General features: G+C 72.8%; 16 protein-coding genes. 3 read left to right on the top strand and 13 right to left on the bottom strand.

What is annotated here, in order from left to right:
• Positions 1-28 precede the first annotated feature (28 nt).
• The 9 genes from HD596_RS30605 to HD596_RS30565 form a co-directional block, all read right to left on the bottom strand.
• Entirely contained in the window at positions 29-667 is a 639-nt protein-coding gene (locus HD596_RS30605; protein WP_185072730.1) for an adenosylcobinamide amidohydrolase, read from the bottom strand.
• Positions 664-1,437: an ABC transporter ATP-binding protein gene (locus HD596_RS30600; RefSeq protein WP_185072729.1), complete on the bottom strand. Its 774-nt coding sequence runs from the start codon at positions 1,435-1,437 to the stop codon at positions 664-666. The genes HD596_RS30605 and HD596_RS30600 overlap by 4 nt, the downstream gene beginning before the upstream one ends.
• The gene (locus HD596_RS30595; protein ID WP_313045161.1) at positions 1,434-2,468 is read right to left on the bottom strand and encodes a FecCD family ABC transporter permease; all 1,035 of its coding nucleotides are present in this window, start codon (positions 2,466-2,468) and stop codon (positions 1,434-1,436) included. The genes HD596_RS30600 and HD596_RS30595 overlap by 4 nt, the downstream gene beginning before the upstream one ends.
• 2 nt (positions 2,469-2,470) lie before the next feature.
• Positions 2,471-3,445 (bottom strand): ABC transporter substrate-binding protein, encoded by a 975-nt coding sequence (locus HD596_RS30590; protein WP_185072728.1) that lies wholly within the window; start codon positions 3,443-3,445, stop codon positions 2,471-2,473.
• Between the two features lie 198 nt (positions 3,446-3,643).
• A complete protein-coding gene (locus HD596_RS30585; protein ID WP_185072727.1) occupies positions 3,644-4,501 on the bottom strand; it encodes a Gfo/Idh/MocA family protein in 858 nt (285 codons plus the stop codon).
• A gap of 144 nt (positions 4,502-4,645) precedes the next feature.
• Positions 4,646-5,485, bottom strand: a complete 840-nt coding sequence (locus tag HD596_RS30580; RefSeq protein WP_185072726.1) for an SDR family NAD(P)-dependent oxidoreductase — start codon at positions 5,483-5,485, stop codon at positions 4,646-4,648.
• The gene (locus HD596_RS30575) at positions 5,482-6,675 is read right to left on the bottom strand and encodes a cytochrome P450 (protein ID WP_185072725.1); all 1,194 of its coding nucleotides are present in this window, start codon (positions 6,673-6,675) and stop codon (positions 5,482-5,484) included. The genes HD596_RS30580 and HD596_RS30575 overlap by 4 nt, the downstream gene beginning before the upstream one ends.
• Positions 6,672-7,628: a phosphotriesterase family protein gene (locus HD596_RS30570; RefSeq protein WP_185072724.1), complete on the bottom strand. Its 957-nt coding sequence runs from the start codon at positions 7,626-7,628 to the stop codon at positions 6,672-6,674. The genes HD596_RS30575 and HD596_RS30570 overlap by 4 nt, the downstream gene beginning before the upstream one ends.
• On the bottom strand, positions 7,621-8,403 hold the full coding sequence (locus HD596_RS30565) for a phytanoyl-CoA dioxygenase family protein (protein WP_185072723.1): 783 nt from the start codon (positions 8,401-8,403) through the stop codon (positions 7,621-7,623). The genes HD596_RS30570 and HD596_RS30565 overlap by 8 nt, the downstream gene beginning before the upstream one ends.
• 97 nt (positions 8,404-8,500) lie before the next feature.
• Between HD596_RS30565 and HD596_RS30560 the strand changes: the two genes are divergently transcribed.
• Genes HD596_RS30560 through HD596_RS30550 form a run of 3 tightly spaced genes read left to right on the top strand, consistent with a single transcriptional unit; the run spans position 8,501 to position 10,741 of the window.
• Positions 8,501-9,145, top strand: a complete 645-nt coding sequence (locus tag HD596_RS30560; protein WP_185072722.1) for a hypothetical protein — start codon at positions 8,501-8,503, stop codon at positions 9,143-9,145.
• A 40-nt stretch (positions 9,146-9,185) separates the two neighbouring features.
• A complete protein-coding gene (locus tag HD596_RS30555) occupies positions 9,186-10,118 on the top strand; it encodes a TIGR03621 family F420-dependent LLM class oxidoreductase (protein ID WP_221519591.1) in 933 nt (310 codons plus the stop codon).
• 38 nt (positions 10,119-10,156) lie between these two features.
• A complete protein-coding gene (locus HD596_RS30550) occupies positions 10,157-10,741 on the top strand; it encodes a histidine phosphatase family protein (protein WP_185072721.1) in 585 nt (194 codons plus the stop codon).
• A 5-nt stretch (positions 10,742-10,746) separates the two neighbouring features.
• Here HD596_RS30550 and HD596_RS30545 read toward each other — a convergent pair whose 3' ends face one another.
• From HD596_RS30545 to HD596_RS30530, 4 genes are read right to left on the bottom strand one after another with little or no spacing between them, the layout of a single operon-like run.
• The gene (locus HD596_RS30545) at positions 10,747-11,010 is read right to left on the bottom strand and encodes a sigma factor (RefSeq protein ID WP_185072720.1); all 264 of its coding nucleotides are present in this window, start codon (positions 11,008-11,010) and stop codon (positions 10,747-10,749) included.
• Positions 11,010-11,915, bottom strand: coding sequence for a maleylpyruvate isomerase family mycothiol-dependent enzyme (locus HD596_RS30540; RefSeq protein WP_185072719.1), 906 nt, complete (start codon positions 11,913-11,915; stop codon positions 11,010-11,012). Before HD596_RS30540 ends, HD596_RS30545 begins: the two co-directional genes overlap by 1 nt.
• A gap of 20 nt (positions 11,916-11,935) precedes the next feature.
• Positions 11,936-12,694 carry a hypothetical protein gene (locus tag HD596_RS30535; RefSeq protein ID WP_185072718.1) on the bottom strand — a complete coding sequence of 253 codons (759 nt, stop codon included), beginning with the start codon at positions 12,692-12,694 and terminating at the stop codon, positions 11,936-11,938.
• A gap of 43 nt (positions 12,695-12,737) precedes the next feature.
• Positions 12,738-12,995: a hypothetical protein gene (locus HD596_RS30530; protein ID WP_185072717.1), complete on the bottom strand. Its 258-nt coding sequence runs from the start codon at positions 12,993-12,995 to the stop codon at positions 12,738-12,740.
• Between the last annotated feature and the right edge of the window lie 61 nt (positions 12,996-13,056).

Below are 13,056 nucleotides of genomic sequence, written 5' to 3'. Positions count from 1 at the left end.
CGAGTATCGGCCCTCGCACGCGCTCCCGTCACTTGAAGTCACGAGGTCGCCACGCCTCGGCGCCCTGGCGTACCGCCGCGTGGACGGCGCGGGCCGCGCGGGCGCCCCACTCCGAACGGGGCCCGCCGAACAGCTCCTCCGGCCCGTCCACCGGCGCGGCCACGCAGACCGCGTCCGACGCCGTGCCCGTGCACGAGTAGCCCGCCTCGATCAGCGCCTGGGACTTGGCCTCCGTGACCGTCATCACCGCGTTGACCAGGGCGGCGTCCGTCATGGCCACCGGCAGCACGGTCACGATGTTGACGGTCCCCACCCGCATCGGCGCCAGCTCCGGGTCCGCGCTCCCCTCCGGGGCGGCGGCCCAGGTCGGGACGCGGAGGCCGACGGTCGCGTACGCCGCCACGCCGCCGTCGGAAGCCTGGACGCAGCGGTCGACGGAGGCGGCGGTCAGCATGCCGACACCCTCCCCCTCCGGGCCTAACGACAGCAGGTGGTCGACCGGGTCCATCCGCGAATACCCGGCCACCACCTGCGCGTTCAGCACCCACTCGCGCGGGCCGATCCCGCCGCCGAGCAGCGCGGAGGAGATCATCCGCCAGCCCGGCCCGAACTCCCACAGCAGCGCCCCCAGCCGCGCCCCGTCCTCCACTCGATATGTGAGCTTCATGGCCCTCCCCTGACGAGGTGCACGACGGGCCGGCCGTCCGGCCCCGGCTCGATCTTGACATGGGCGTCGAAGTGCCGCCCCACCAACGGCTCGGTGAGCACCTGGGCGGGCTTGCCGGAGGCCACCGCGCGGCCGTCGGCCAGCAGGAGCAGGGAGTCGGCGTAGAGCCCGGCGACCGTCAGGTCGTGCAGGGTGGTGACGACGGTCAGGCCGTCCGCCCGCCGCAGCCGGTCCACCAGCTCCAGCACCTGCTGCTGGTGCCCGAGGTCGAGCGCCGTCGTGGGCTCGTCCAGCAGCAGCACGGGCGCCTCCTGGGCGAGCGCCCTGGCCAGCACCACGCGCTGGCGCTCGCCGCCGGACAGCTCCCCCGCGCGCCGCCTGGCGAGCGCGGTCAGGTCGAGCCGTTCGAGCACGCCGGCGGTGACCTCCCGGTCGTGCGCGCTCTCGCGGCCCAGATAGGGGATGTACGGGGTACGCCCGAGCAGCGCGTAGTCGAAGACCGTCATGTCGGGCGGCAGCGCGGGGGCCTGGGGGGCGTAGGCCAGCAGGCGGGCGCGCTCGCGGGGCTTGAGCCGGGCCGCCGGCCGGGAGTCCAGCGTGACCTCGCCCCGGTGCGCGACCAGGCCCATGACGGCCTTGAGCAGGGTGGACTTGCCCGCCCCGTTGGGCCCGATGATCGCCAGCCACTCGCCGCCACGCACCTGGAGCGAGACGTCGGAGACGACCTCGCGGTCGCCGAGCCGTACCGACAGGGCCTGAGTGCTGATCACGTCGCCGTCCGTCTGGTCATGCGCAGGACGCCGACGAAGAACGGCGCCCCCACGAACATGGTCACCACCCCGATCGGCAGCTCGGCGGGCGCGATCACCGTACGCGCGATGAGGTCGGCCAGCACCAGGAACGCCCCGCCGCCGATCAGCGACAGCGGCAGCACGATCCGGTAGGAGCCGCCCGCCAGCCGCCGCACGATGTGCGGGATGACGATGCCCACGAACCCGATCAGCCCGCTCACCGCCACGGCCGCCGCGGTGGCCAGGGAGGCGGCCAGCAGCACGGTGAGGCGCACCCTGGCCGCCCGTACGCCGAGGCTGGTGGCCTCCTCGTCGCCCACGGACAGCACGTCCAGCATCCGCCCGTGCAGCAGGAGCAGCACGGCCGAGACGGCGGCGTACGGCAGCACCAGCCAGAACTGGTCCCACCCGCCGCCGACGTCGCCGAGGATCCAGGAGTAGACGCGCTGCAGCTCCTCGACCTTGAACTGCTGGATGAACGTCTGGATCGCGGTCAGGAACGAGGTGACCGCCACCCCGGCCAGCACCAGCGTCGCGGTGCCGCCGGCGCGGCCGGCGGTGTTGCCGAGCGTGTACGCGAGGAACACCCCGCCCACCGCCCCGAGGAAGGCCGCGACGGGGATGCTCGCCCCCGACTCCGGCAGCAGCACGATGGCCACGGTCGTCGCCAGTCCGGCCCCGGCCGCGGCGCCCAGCAGGTACGGGTCGGCGAGCGGGTTGCGGAACACGCCCTGGTACCCCGCCCCCGCCATGGCCAGCAGCCCCCCGACCACCGCGGCCACCAGCACCCGCGGCAGCCGCAGCTCGAACAGCAGCCCCTGCTCGACCGGCGCGAGCCCGGAGTCCACGTGCACGAACGGCAGCCAGTCCACGGCCTGGAGCGCCACCTGCCAGGGCGAGATGTCGGCCGCCCCGTCCAGCAGCCCGGCGATCATGCAGACGGCCAGCACGCCCAGGGCGCAGGCGATCCAGAGTGGTCTGGCCCTGGACGGGCCGGCCTGTGCCGCCACGGTCAGCTCTTGGCCCCGGCCTTGGCGACCGCGGCGCCGATGGACTCGGCGAGCTGGACGACGCGCGGCCCCCAGCGGGAGGCCAGGTCGTCGTCGAGCTGGATCACCTGGTCGTTCTTGATGGCCGACAGGCCCTTCCAGCCCGGCCGCTTGGCCAGGGTGTCCTTGCTCTGCCCGCAGCACTTGACGTCGCCGAGGAAGATCATGTCGGGGTCGGCCTGGGCCACGAACTCGGCCGACAGCTTGGGATAGCCGGCCGCCTGGTCGGGCGCCTTGTCCGCGATGTTGGTGAGCCCGAACAGGCCGTAGACCTGGCCGATGAACGTCTGGGACGTCGCCGCGTACGGCGTCTGGTCGAGCTCGTGGTAGTACGTGAGCTTCTTGTCCTTGGGCGCCTCGGCGGCCAGTTTGTCCATGGCCGTCTTCATGCCGGAGACGACCTCGTCGGCCTTGGCCTTGTTGCCGGTGGCGGCGCCGATCTCGGCGATCTCCTCGTACGCCTCGTCGAGCTTGGTGGCGGCGGGTTCGAGCAGGACGGGCACGTTCACCTTGCCCAGCTCGGCGACGATCTGGTCGATGTCGTTGGAGACGATGACCAGGTCGGGCTTCTGGGCGACGATGGCCTCGACGTTCGGCTTGAAGCCGGACAGGTCGGTCTTGGGGGCCTCGGACGGGTAGTTCGACTGGTCGTCCACGGCGACGACCTGGGGGCCCGCGCCGATGGCGAAGAGCGTCTCGGTGTGGGTGGCCGAGAGGGAGACGATCCGCTCGGGCTTCTTGGCGAGGGTGACCTTGCCGTTGCCCGCCTCGACGGTGACGGGGAAGTCCGCCGAGGAGGCGGGGGCGGAGGAAGCGGTGGGAGCAGTGGGAGCGCTGGGGGCGGCGGACGGGGTGGCTGTGGTGCCGGTCTGGCCGCATCCGGCCAGGATCAACGTTCCCAGCAGCGCGCCCGCGAGGGCCGTACGTCGGGGCCTCACGAGTAGTCCTTTCACTGTCGGAACCGAGAGACCCGCGTTTGAGCGACGGATCACCCTTTTCCACGAGGGTTGATGACGTCAGCGCAGAGGCAGGCGACCTGGCTATGACAGTTGCGGGACAGCGCCGGATTCGCACCGGACTTCGCTGCGACCCTGCGCATCAGACAAACGCTATCAATCCCCCGGATGCCCGCGCCGTCAAGGGGTCAGTTGGGACTCCGCCTCGGCGATGATCTCCTGGAGCCTGAGCCCGTGGGCGGCGTCGAGAGGGTGGCCACCGCCGTTCCGCACGGTTGCGGCGAACTCCTCGGCGATGGTGTCCAGGGGGTCGTCGTCGAAGTGCGGGAGCACGGCGCTGCCGGTGCGGCCGTAGACGGCGAACGTCTGGGGAGGCAGGTCGCCGACGGCGGTCATGCAGAGCGACGCCTCGGAGACCGCGCCGCCCTCGTGCTCGAGCAGCAGTCCGATCCAGCCGAGCGGGTTGCCTCGCGCGCGCACGCCGGTCACCGGGCCGAGCGCGGCGCTCAGCAGGTCGATCACGTGCGGGCCGACGTCGAGCAGCGCGCCGCGCTCCAGCCGCCAGGGGGTGGCGAAGGGGTGGTCGCCGAGGAGGGTGCCGGAGATGTTCGCGGCGTGGCCGCCGAACGGCTGGATCTCCGCGCACCGGGCGAGGAAGGTGCGGGTCTGGACGGCGTAGCGCAGGGTGAGCACCAGCTGGGACGCCACGCCCGCCTCCGCGACGGCCTCGGCCAGGCGCCGCGCGCCGTCCAGCGTGTCCGCGAGGGGCTTCTCCAGCAGCAGCGCCTTGCCCGCGCGGGCGGCCCGGACGGCGAGCTCGGCCTGAACGGCGGGCGGGACGCAGAACGCGACCGCCTCGCAGGCGTCGAACAGCTCCTCGATCCGCTCGTGGACGGGGGCGCCGAGCTGCGCCGCGGCCTCGGGACGCCGGGCCCATACCCCGGCCAGCCGCGTGTGCGGTCCCTTGGCGAGCATCGGCGCGTGCGCCATCCGCGCCCACGGCCCCGCTCCGACCAGCCCCACAGCTACCGGCTCCATGAAACCTCCCCTGCTCACCGCGCTTACGGGGAGGATCTTCCCATATCACCGGCAGGACGTCCGGTGGCTCGATGGGCGGGTGCCCCGCGCGGCGCCCGCCCATCGGCGTCGGTGAGCCCGTCTGTGGGCTCGTCAGGGGGCTCGTCAGGGGGCGCTGTCGTTCAGGTCGCGCCAGCGCTGGACGGCGTGCTGCGGGCGGTGGGCCAGGGTGCCGGAGTCGATGGTCAGGGTCTGGCCGGTGATGCAGCGGGCCTCGTCGGAGGCGAGGAAGCACACCAGGTTGGCGACGTCGTCGGGGGTGCACGGCCACGGCAGGAGCCGTTCGGCGGCCTTGTCGGCGAGCTGCCCCTGGCTCAGGGCCCGCTGGGCGGCCTGGGTGAGGACGAGGGCGGGGGCGACCGCGTTGCAGCGCACGCCGCGGGAGCCGTACATCGTGGCCACGTACCGCGTGAAGCCGATCAGGGCCGCCTTGGAGGCCCCGTACGCGGCGTGGACCTCGTCCCCGACCAGGGCGGACACCGACGACATGAGGACGATGGCGCCGCCGTCCGGCATGGCGGGCACCGTGTGCTTGACCATGAGCATGGCGCCGCGCAGGTTGACCTCCATCGTGCGGTCCCAGACCCCGACGTCGAGGGAGCCGAGATCGCGGTCGCGGCCGTAGACGGCGGCGTCGAGCGCGGCGGCGTTGGAGTGCAGGACGTCCACCCGGCGGAACGACGCCACCAGGGCCGCGACCGCCTCCTCCACCTGCTTCTCGTCGGAGACGTCGCAGGTCAGGGCCATGGCCGTGCCGCCGCGGGCGCGGATGGCGGCCGCGGTGGACTTCGCCCCTGCCGCCCGCAGGTCCAGGACGCCGACGCAGGCGCCCTCGGCGGCCAGGCGCGCGGCGCAGGCCGCGCCGATGCCCGAACCCGCGCCCGTCACCATCGCGACCCGCCCGTCGAACCGGCCTGAGGAGCGGTCTGAGGGGCCGCCGCTCACCACTCCACCGCCAGGGACGTCAGGCCGCGGCCGACGATCGACCTGCGGTGGGCGACCGGGGCGCCGGGGACGAGCCGCAGGCCGGGCAGGCGGCGGCCGAGCACGTCGAGCGCGGTGCGCAGCTGCAGGCGGCCGAGCGCGGCGCCGACGCAGAAGTGGATGCCGTAGCCGAAGACCAGGTGCTCGGCGGCGTTCGGCCGGTCGATCAGGAAGCGCTCCGGCTCGGGGAAGACGCTCTCGTCGTGGGCGGCGGAGTCGGTGGAGAGCAGGACGAGGGCGCCCGCCGGGATCGTCACCCCGTGCAGGGGGATGTCGGTCACGGCGTAGCGGAACGAGCCCAGCGACGCGCCGTCGATGCGCATGCACTCCTCGGCGGCGTTCGCGACCAGCTCGGGCGGCACCGGCCAGGCGCCCTCCCGCAGCAGGCGCAGGACGGTGTTGCCGAGCTGGTTGGGGACGGTGTCGTTGCCGCCGAGCAGGATCGTGGAGATCAGCTCGACGACCTCGCGATGGGTCAGCTCCGCGCCGATCAGGGAGGTCATCAGGGACGTGAAGTCGTCCTGCGGGTCCTTGGCCCGGGAGGCGACCAGGCGGTCCACGTAGTCGAGGTAGGTCAGGAAGCTGTCGGCGAGTTCGAGCTGGCGCTCCGGCGGCTGCGGCGACAGGAAGAGCTGGAACCAGTCCTTGACGTGCGCCTGCACGAACGCCTCGTCGGCCTCGGGCACGCCGATGAAGCGGGCGGTCAGCTTGATCGACGGCTCGTGGCCGATCTCGCCGACGAAGTCGGCGCTCCCGCGCGGCTCCAGGCGGTCGAGCAGGTCCTCGTTGAGCCGCCGGAACTGCTGCTCCATGGCCGCCACGGCGCGCGGCGTGAACGCCTTCGACACCGATCGCCGCAGGCGGGTGTGGTCGGGCGGGTCCACGTTCGCCACGAAGCTGGACAGGAACGAGCCGTGCTCGCCCAGCTTCTCCCTGGTCTCGCGGGTGAGGCTGCGGGAGATCGTGAGCGAGCCCTCGGAGGAGAAGCGCCGCGGGTCGCCGTAGGCCGCGCGCACGTCGGCGTAGCGGGTCAGGACGTACGCGCCCAGGTGCTCGCTGCGGAAGACCGGCCGCTCCCGGCGCAGCCTGCGCAGGAAGTCGTACGGGGCGGCGACGTGCCAGTCGGAGGTGACGTCGAAGTCCTCGATCATGCGAAGATCCTCCGCGGGTTGTCGACGAGCATCTGGTGGACCTGGTCGTCCGTGACGCCCCTCTTGCGGAGCTCGGGCACGACGTCGCGGGGGACGTGGAGGAGGTGGTAGTTGGGGTGGCGCCGCCGTACGACGTCGGCGTCGAAGCGGTCGTTGAAGCAGTACGAGTCGTGACTTAAGACCATTTTTCCGGCGTGTCCGCGCTCGCACATCTTCACCACGATCCCCACGCGGTCCTCGAACGGGCTGATCGTCTCGATGCCGAAGCGGTCCATGCCGAGGTAGGAGCCGTTGGCGATCAGCTCCTCCAGGTAGGCCACGTCGGTGGAGTCGCCGGCGTGCCCGATGACCACCTTGCCCAGGTCCACGCCCAGCTCGCCCAGGAGGCGCTGCTGTTCGAGGCCGCCCCTGGAGGCGCTGTGGGAGTGCGTGGTGATCGGCGTGCCGGTCTCCAGGTGCGCCTGCGCGACCGCCCGGAACACCCGCTCGCAGCCCTTGGTCATCCCCAGGTGGTCGGAGGCGCACTTGAGCATGCCCGCCTTGACGCCGGTCCGGCCGATCCCCTCGACGACGTCCCGTACGAAGAACTCGGCCAGCCGGTCCGGCCCCCCGAACAGCGATCCCGGGCCCCGGTTGGCGAAGTACGGCGGCAGCGCGTCGTAGGTGTACAGGCCGGTGGCGACCACGATGTTCACGTCCGTCAGCTCGGCCACGCGCTGGACGGCGGGGACGTACCTGCCGAGCCCCACCACGGTCAGGTCCACGATCGTGTCGATGCCCTCGGCCTTGAGCGCGTCGAGCTTGCCCGCCGCCTCGCGCGCCCGCGTCTCGAGGTCCCATCCCTCGGGGATGTCCGGCCAGCTCCAGAGGATCTCGGGGCTCAGGCCGAAGACGTGCTCGTGCATGAGCGTCGCGCCCAGCTCCGCCACCGGCCCCCGCACGGTCTCAGGCATCCTGGCCTCCGAGGCTCACGACGGGGAACCTCTCGTGCTCGAACGGCCGGTTGACCTCGAGCCCGAGCCCGTCGGTCTGCCGGTAGGGCAGGCCGGTGTAGAGGGCGTCGGCGTCGAAGTACGTCACGGTGAACGACAGGCGCGGGCTGTCGCGGCGGTTGGCGGGCGCGCCGTGCACGGTCAGGGCGTGGTGCACGGTGGCGTCGCCCGCCTTGAGGTCGAGCGGCGGCGACAGCTCCAGCTCCTTGAGCCACGGGTGCTGGGTGAGCTGGTCGTCCCCCGGCCGGGTGAAGCTCCGGCCGAGCAGCCCGTACCGGTGGGAGCGGTCGTAGAAGCGCAGCGACCCCATGTCGGCGGGCACGTCGGCGAGGGCCAGCCAGACGGTCAGCATGGCCGAGCGGTCCATCGGCATCCACGGGAAGTCCTGGTGGAACTCCGTCGCGCCGTGCTCCCCTGCCTCCTTGACCAGGAGGTTGGTGACCTGCACGCGCACGGCCCGGACGCCGCGCAGCAGCCGTACGGCGTTGCGCCCCATCTGGGGGCTCGCCGTCAGCGCGCCGAACATCTCGTCGCTCGCCGCGATGTCCCTGGACTGCCCGAACGCCTCGTCGACCAGCGTCTCGTGGCTCCTGGACCGGCCGTTCAGGAAACCGGTGGCGCGCTCGCGCAGGGCCGCCGCGGTGCCCGGGTCGATCAGCCGGCCGAGCCGCACCCAGCCGTGCTCGCCGAAGAACGCCGCCTCGTCGTCGGTCACCTGGCGCACCGGGATCTCCATGCCCCCAGTCTGGCACCTAAGCAAGCGCTTGGTAAACCCGTGATTTGAGTAGCCCTTACTCATGCACGCCCCCGGCCCGCGGGCTCACCCTCGGGGCATGACCACAGTTGAGACAGCCCCCTCCACCGCCGGCTTCACCCGGAACGCGATGATCGCCTGCGCCGCGATCTCGCCGCTCACCGTCGCCCTGTCGCTCCTGCTCGCGCCGTTCGACGCCACGGCCGAGGGCGAGCCGTACATCCGCGCCATCGTCGCCAACCTCGGCGCGTACGCGCTGTGGAGCTGGGTCGGCGCCCTCGGCGCCGCCACCCTCATCCCCGCGATCTTCGCGGTGAGCAAGGTGGCCCGGTCGGGGCGGCCCGTCCTGGGGCTGGTGGGCATGATCCTGGCCTTCTGCCTGGCCCTGCCGTACGGCCTGACCTCCGACGACACCATCTACGCGGCGGCCAAGGCCGGGCTCGACGTGCCCACCACGAACCGGCTCGTCACGGAGTTGAGCGAGGGGACGCCGACCTCGATCCTCGGGTTCACGTTCTTCCTGAGCCTGCTGGGGTTCGTGCTGCTGGGGGTCGCCGCGCTCCGCAGCGCCGCGCCGAAGTGGGCGGCCATCGCCATGATCGTGGCGCCGCTCCTCATCCCGATGCCCTGGTTCGCCGGGCTCCCGGCCGCGGCGGGCGGCGTGGCCTGGCTCGTCTTCACCGCCGCCGCCACCGGCATCGCGCTCGCCCTTCCCGCTCGCTGACCCGCCCGGCCGTTTCGCGCGTACAGTGTCGCCCAAGCGCTTGCTCAAGACAGTGGGAGGCATCGTGCGGCGGTTCAGGTTCGGGGCGGTGGTGCGGGAGGCCGGGTCGGGCGCGGCCTGGGCGGAGAAGGCACGGCGGCTCGAAGCGCAGGGGTACGACGTGCTCCTCGTGCCCGACCATCTCGTCGGCCCCAGGTTCGCGCCCATCGCCGCGCTGACGGCGGCCGCCTGCGCCACCACCAGGCTGCGGGTCGGCACGCTGGTGTTCGCCAACGACTTCCGGCATCCGGCCGTGCTGGCCAAGGAGGCGGCCACGCTCGACCTGCTGTCCGGCGGGCGGCTGGAGGTCGGGATCGGGACCGGGTGGATGGCGCGCGACTACGAGGGGGCCGGGCTGGCGCTGGAGCCGCCGGGGGTGCGGGTGGAGCGGCTGCGGGAGGCCGTGGCCGTGCTCAAGGGGCTCTGGGCGGAGGGGCCGTTCAGCTTCCAGGGCAAGCACTACCGCATCGACGGCCTCGACCAGCGGCCCAAGCCCGTACGCAGACCGCGCCCGCCGATCGCGCTCGGCGGGGGCGGGCCGCGCATGCTGCGGCTGGCGGCCGAAGAGGCGGACATCGTGAACCTCGGGATGCGGGTCCGGCCGGACGGGAGCGGGCCCGACGACCGGGACGGCGGGCCGGCGGCGTTCCTGAGGAAGCTCGAGATCGTGCGCGAGGCCGCGGGCGAGCGCTACGACGCGCTGGAGCTGGGGACGAGCGTGGTGCAGGTGGGCGAGCGGAAGGCGGAGGAGGCGTGGAGCGCGGCCGACAGCTCGTCGCTCGGCGGGACGCCGCAGGTCCTGCTCGGGACCCGCGCCGACATCATCGACAAGCTCCGCTACTGGCGGGACGAGCATGATATTTCGTATTTCGTGGTGCATCACGAGCGTGACCTGGACGCCTTCGCCCCCGTCGTCGAGGAGCTCGCCACCTGACGCCGGGCCGGAATCGGGCATACCGGATGATGGACTCCATGGAAGAGATGCTGCTGCTCCGGCACGGTGAGACCGAATGGAGCAAGGCGGGTCAGCACACCGGACGTACGGACCTGCCTTTGACGGAGCACGGCGAGGACCAGGCCAGGGCGCTGGCGCCGCTGGTCAAGGGGCAGTCGTTCGACCTGGTGCTGGTCTCCCCCGCCCAGCGCGCCCGGCGTACGGCGGAGCTGGCCGGCCTGAACGGCTACGAGGTGGACCCGGACCTGTGGGAGTGGGACTACGGCGGCTACGAGGGGATCACCACGCCGAAGATCCGCGAGAGCCACCCCGGCTGGTACCTGTGGCGGGACGGCGTGATCCCCGGCGACGCCGAGCACCCCGGGGAGAGCGCCGAACAGGTCGCCGCCCGCGCCGACCGGGTGATCGAGCGGGCCGGGCAGGCCGGGGGGCGGGTGGCGCTGGTGGCGCACGGGCACTTCCTGCGCGTGCTGGCCGCCCGCTGGCTGGGCCTCGGGCCCGAGGAGGGCAGGCTGCTGAAGCTGGACACGGGCACGTACTCGCGGCTCGGCTACGAGCACGCCGAGCCCGTGCTCCTGACCTGGAACGCCCCCATCGGCTGACGGGGTCAGCCGACCTTCGAGCGCACGGCCGACTCGTGCATGGCCCGGCTGACCAGCCAGCCGCGCAGCGACCCCAGCGCGGGGTCGTAGGAGAGCGGCTGCTCCCACAGGGCCGTGAACACGTTCTGGGTGATCTCCTCGGCGTGCGCCCGGCTGCCGGTGACCTTGACCGCGACCCCGTACACGTACGATCCGTGCCGGTCGTAGGCGTCGGCCAGCGCGTCGAGGTCACCGGCCGTCAAGCGCGTACACAGCTCGAAATCGCTCATCAATCGCACCCCAGCGTGGCGGCGGCGCTGATCATGTCGCGGGCGAGGGCGGAGTCGCCCTCGGCGGCGTACGGGAAGGAGCCGGGCGGCCATCGGTTGGCCAGCAGCCGGCAGAAGTCCACCGCGCCGGCCGACACCAGCACGGCGACGTGGCCGGAGGTGGACGACAGCGGGATCGTCCAGGTGCCGCCGCCCGGCCCGGTCAGCACGACGGTGGCCGAGACGTCGCGGCGCGGCTCCCGCATCGCCCGCGGCAGCAGCGCCAGCCCGAACTCGGCGATCATGTGCACGTGCTCGGGACGCGGCGGCTCCTGGGAGCGGTCGGTGGCGGCCCTGATGTCGTCGGCGTGCGTCCACGTCTCGAACGTGCGCTGGATCAGGGCCTGGCGCAGCGGCGCGCGGGCCGGCCGGGCCCCCGCCAGCGCGACCTCGACGCCGAGCAGCACCTCGCTGCCGGCGGAGACCCGTTCGAGGAGGCTGCCGGCCTGCTCGCGCCAGCGCCGGTGCACGGGCAGGCCGGTCATGCCGCGCACGCCCATGAAACGGGCCACGGTGGCGTCGTTGGCCGCCAGGTGTTCCATCAGCCCCCTGACCGTGCCGTGCCTGGCGATCGGGGCCTCCCACTGGGGCCCGCTCAGCTCGCCCAGCAGGTCGTCCATGAGCGCGACCTGCTCGGCGTACGGGACCGCCACGGACGACACGCCCAGCACGGCCGGGCTGCGGCGGCGGCGCGCCCTGGACAGCACCGCCTCGCGCAGCGTGGGCGGCGGCTCCGCGGCCGGGTCGGGATGGTCGAGCAGCGCGATGGCGGCGCGGCAGTCGGGACACGCGGCGACGTGCTCGTCGGGGCCCTGTCCGTGGTAGGGCCCGTTGTAGGGCCCGTTGGAGAGGTAGGAGTCCGTCATGGCCACCTCCGCAGCCGACGCTAACCCGGCGGGACCTCCGGCGCCAGGCGGCAACCGGGGAACGGTGCCAGCAGCGTCTCACGCCAGGGGCCTTCCAGATAGTCGCGGGCCCGTTTGCCCCAGTCCAGAAGCCGGGAATCGGGCGCGACCTCGTCGTCGAGGCCCAGGGCGGCGTCGCGGGCGCGCTGGGTGGCCAGGTGGTCGTCGAGGGAGACGGCCCAGACGGTGACGGCCTCGGTGTCGCAGAACAGCACCTCGTACAGCCCGACCAGGGTGTGGCCGTGCTCGGCGAGCAGCGGCGCCCGTTCGGTGCGGACCGCGTGCAGGTAGTCGAGGGCGGCTCCCGGGCGTACCCGGGCGTTCTCGAAGAGGTAGAGCTCGGCGGCGGGCGCCCCGGCCAGCGGCGGGCAGCCGGGCACGGCGCCGAGGGGCCGGGAGAAGGCGGAGAAGCGCAGGTCGTCGATGTCGGACAGGAAGAGCCGTTCGTCGACGCCCTGGTAGATCTCCATCATCTGCCGCCAGCCGCCGTCCCAGCCGCCGTGGCAGTCCCACAGCGTGACGGCCTTGAACTGCGGATGGCCGGTGATGCCGACGGCGTAGAAGGCGCCCACCAGGTCGATCTCGCGGGACCTGATGGACATGCCGGAGGTGAGCGAGGGCGCGGCGCGGCTCTCGTCCTCGCGCTTGTAGCGGGTCAGCCAGGTGAGGTACTCCAGGGGCCGCCTGGAGTTCATCGGCCGGAAGTCGACCTCCTCGATCAGGTGGATCGCGCGCCGCACCACGCCTCCTCTACCAAGCGGTTGCTTGGCATGAGGATAGCGATCAGGTCAGCGCTTGGGAAGGCTGCGGCCCCCGCCCCGTGAGCCACTCCAGGACCCTGCGGTGCCCGGAGGCGGCGTCCTCGAAGTGGCCCCAGTGCCAGTACCGCGGCTGGTCGCGGATGCCGGTCACCCAGGTCCGGTAGGAGACGGAGGCCCCCGCGGTGGCGGGCGCCACGCCATACGTGCGGATCACGACCTTGCCGCCGGGTGCGAACAGCACGTCGTCGGCGATCGGATACAGGGTCATCTGGTCGAGCATGACCCTGATCCTCTCGGCAACAGAAGGCCGGGCTGTTAAGCCTCCGGCGCACCCCCGTTAA

This window comes from Nonomuraea jabiensis (assembly GCF_014204795.1).
Lineage (GTDB): Bacteria > Actinomycetota > Actinomycetes > Streptosporangiales > Streptosporangiaceae > Nonomuraea > Nonomuraea jabiensis.
This window is presented reverse-complemented; position numbering and strand designations above follow the sequence as displayed.

What these genes read in the sequence shown, in the direction of transcription:
- HD596_RS30550 (WP_185072721.1), top strand. Translation starts at nt 10,157, where the DNA reads ATGGAAGAGATGCTGCTGCTCCGGCACGGTGAGACCGAATGGAGCAAG.
- HD596_RS30530 (WP_185072717.1), bottom strand. Translation starts at nt 12,995, where the DNA reads ATGCTCGACCAGATGACCCTGTATCCGATCGCCGACGACGTGCTGTTC.
- HD596_RS30545 (WP_185072720.1), bottom strand. Translation starts at nt 11,010, where the DNA reads ATGAGCGATTTCGAGCTGTGTACGCGCTTGACGGCCGGTGACCTCGAC.
- HD596_RS30540 (WP_185072719.1), bottom strand. Translation starts at nt 11,915, where the DNA reads ATGACGGACTCCTACCTCTCCAACGGGCCCTACAACGGGCCCTACCAC.
- HD596_RS30575 (WP_185072725.1), bottom strand. Translation starts at nt 6,675, where the DNA reads ATGATCGAGGACTTCGACGTCACCTCCGACTGGCACGTCGCCGCCCCG.
- HD596_RS30570 (WP_185072724.1), bottom strand. Translation starts at nt 7,628, where the DNA reads ATGCCTGAGACCGTGCGGGGGCCGGTGGCGGAGCTGGGCGCGACGCTC.
- HD596_RS30605 (WP_185072730.1), bottom strand. Translation starts at nt 667, where the DNA reads ATGAAGCTCACATATCGAGTGGAGGACGGGGCGCGGCTGGGGGCGCTG.
- HD596_RS30565 (WP_185072723.1), bottom strand. Translation starts at nt 8,403, where the DNA reads ATGGAGATCCCGGTGCGCCAGGTGACCGACGACGAGGCGGCGTTCTTC.
- HD596_RS30585 (WP_185072727.1), bottom strand. Translation starts at nt 4,501, where the DNA reads ATGGAGCCGGTAGCTGTGGGGCTGGTCGGAGCGGGGCCGTGGGCGCGG.
- HD596_RS30560 (WP_185072722.1), top strand. Translation starts at nt 8,501, where the DNA reads ATGACCACAGTTGAGACAGCCCCCTCCACCGCCGGCTTCACCCGGAAC.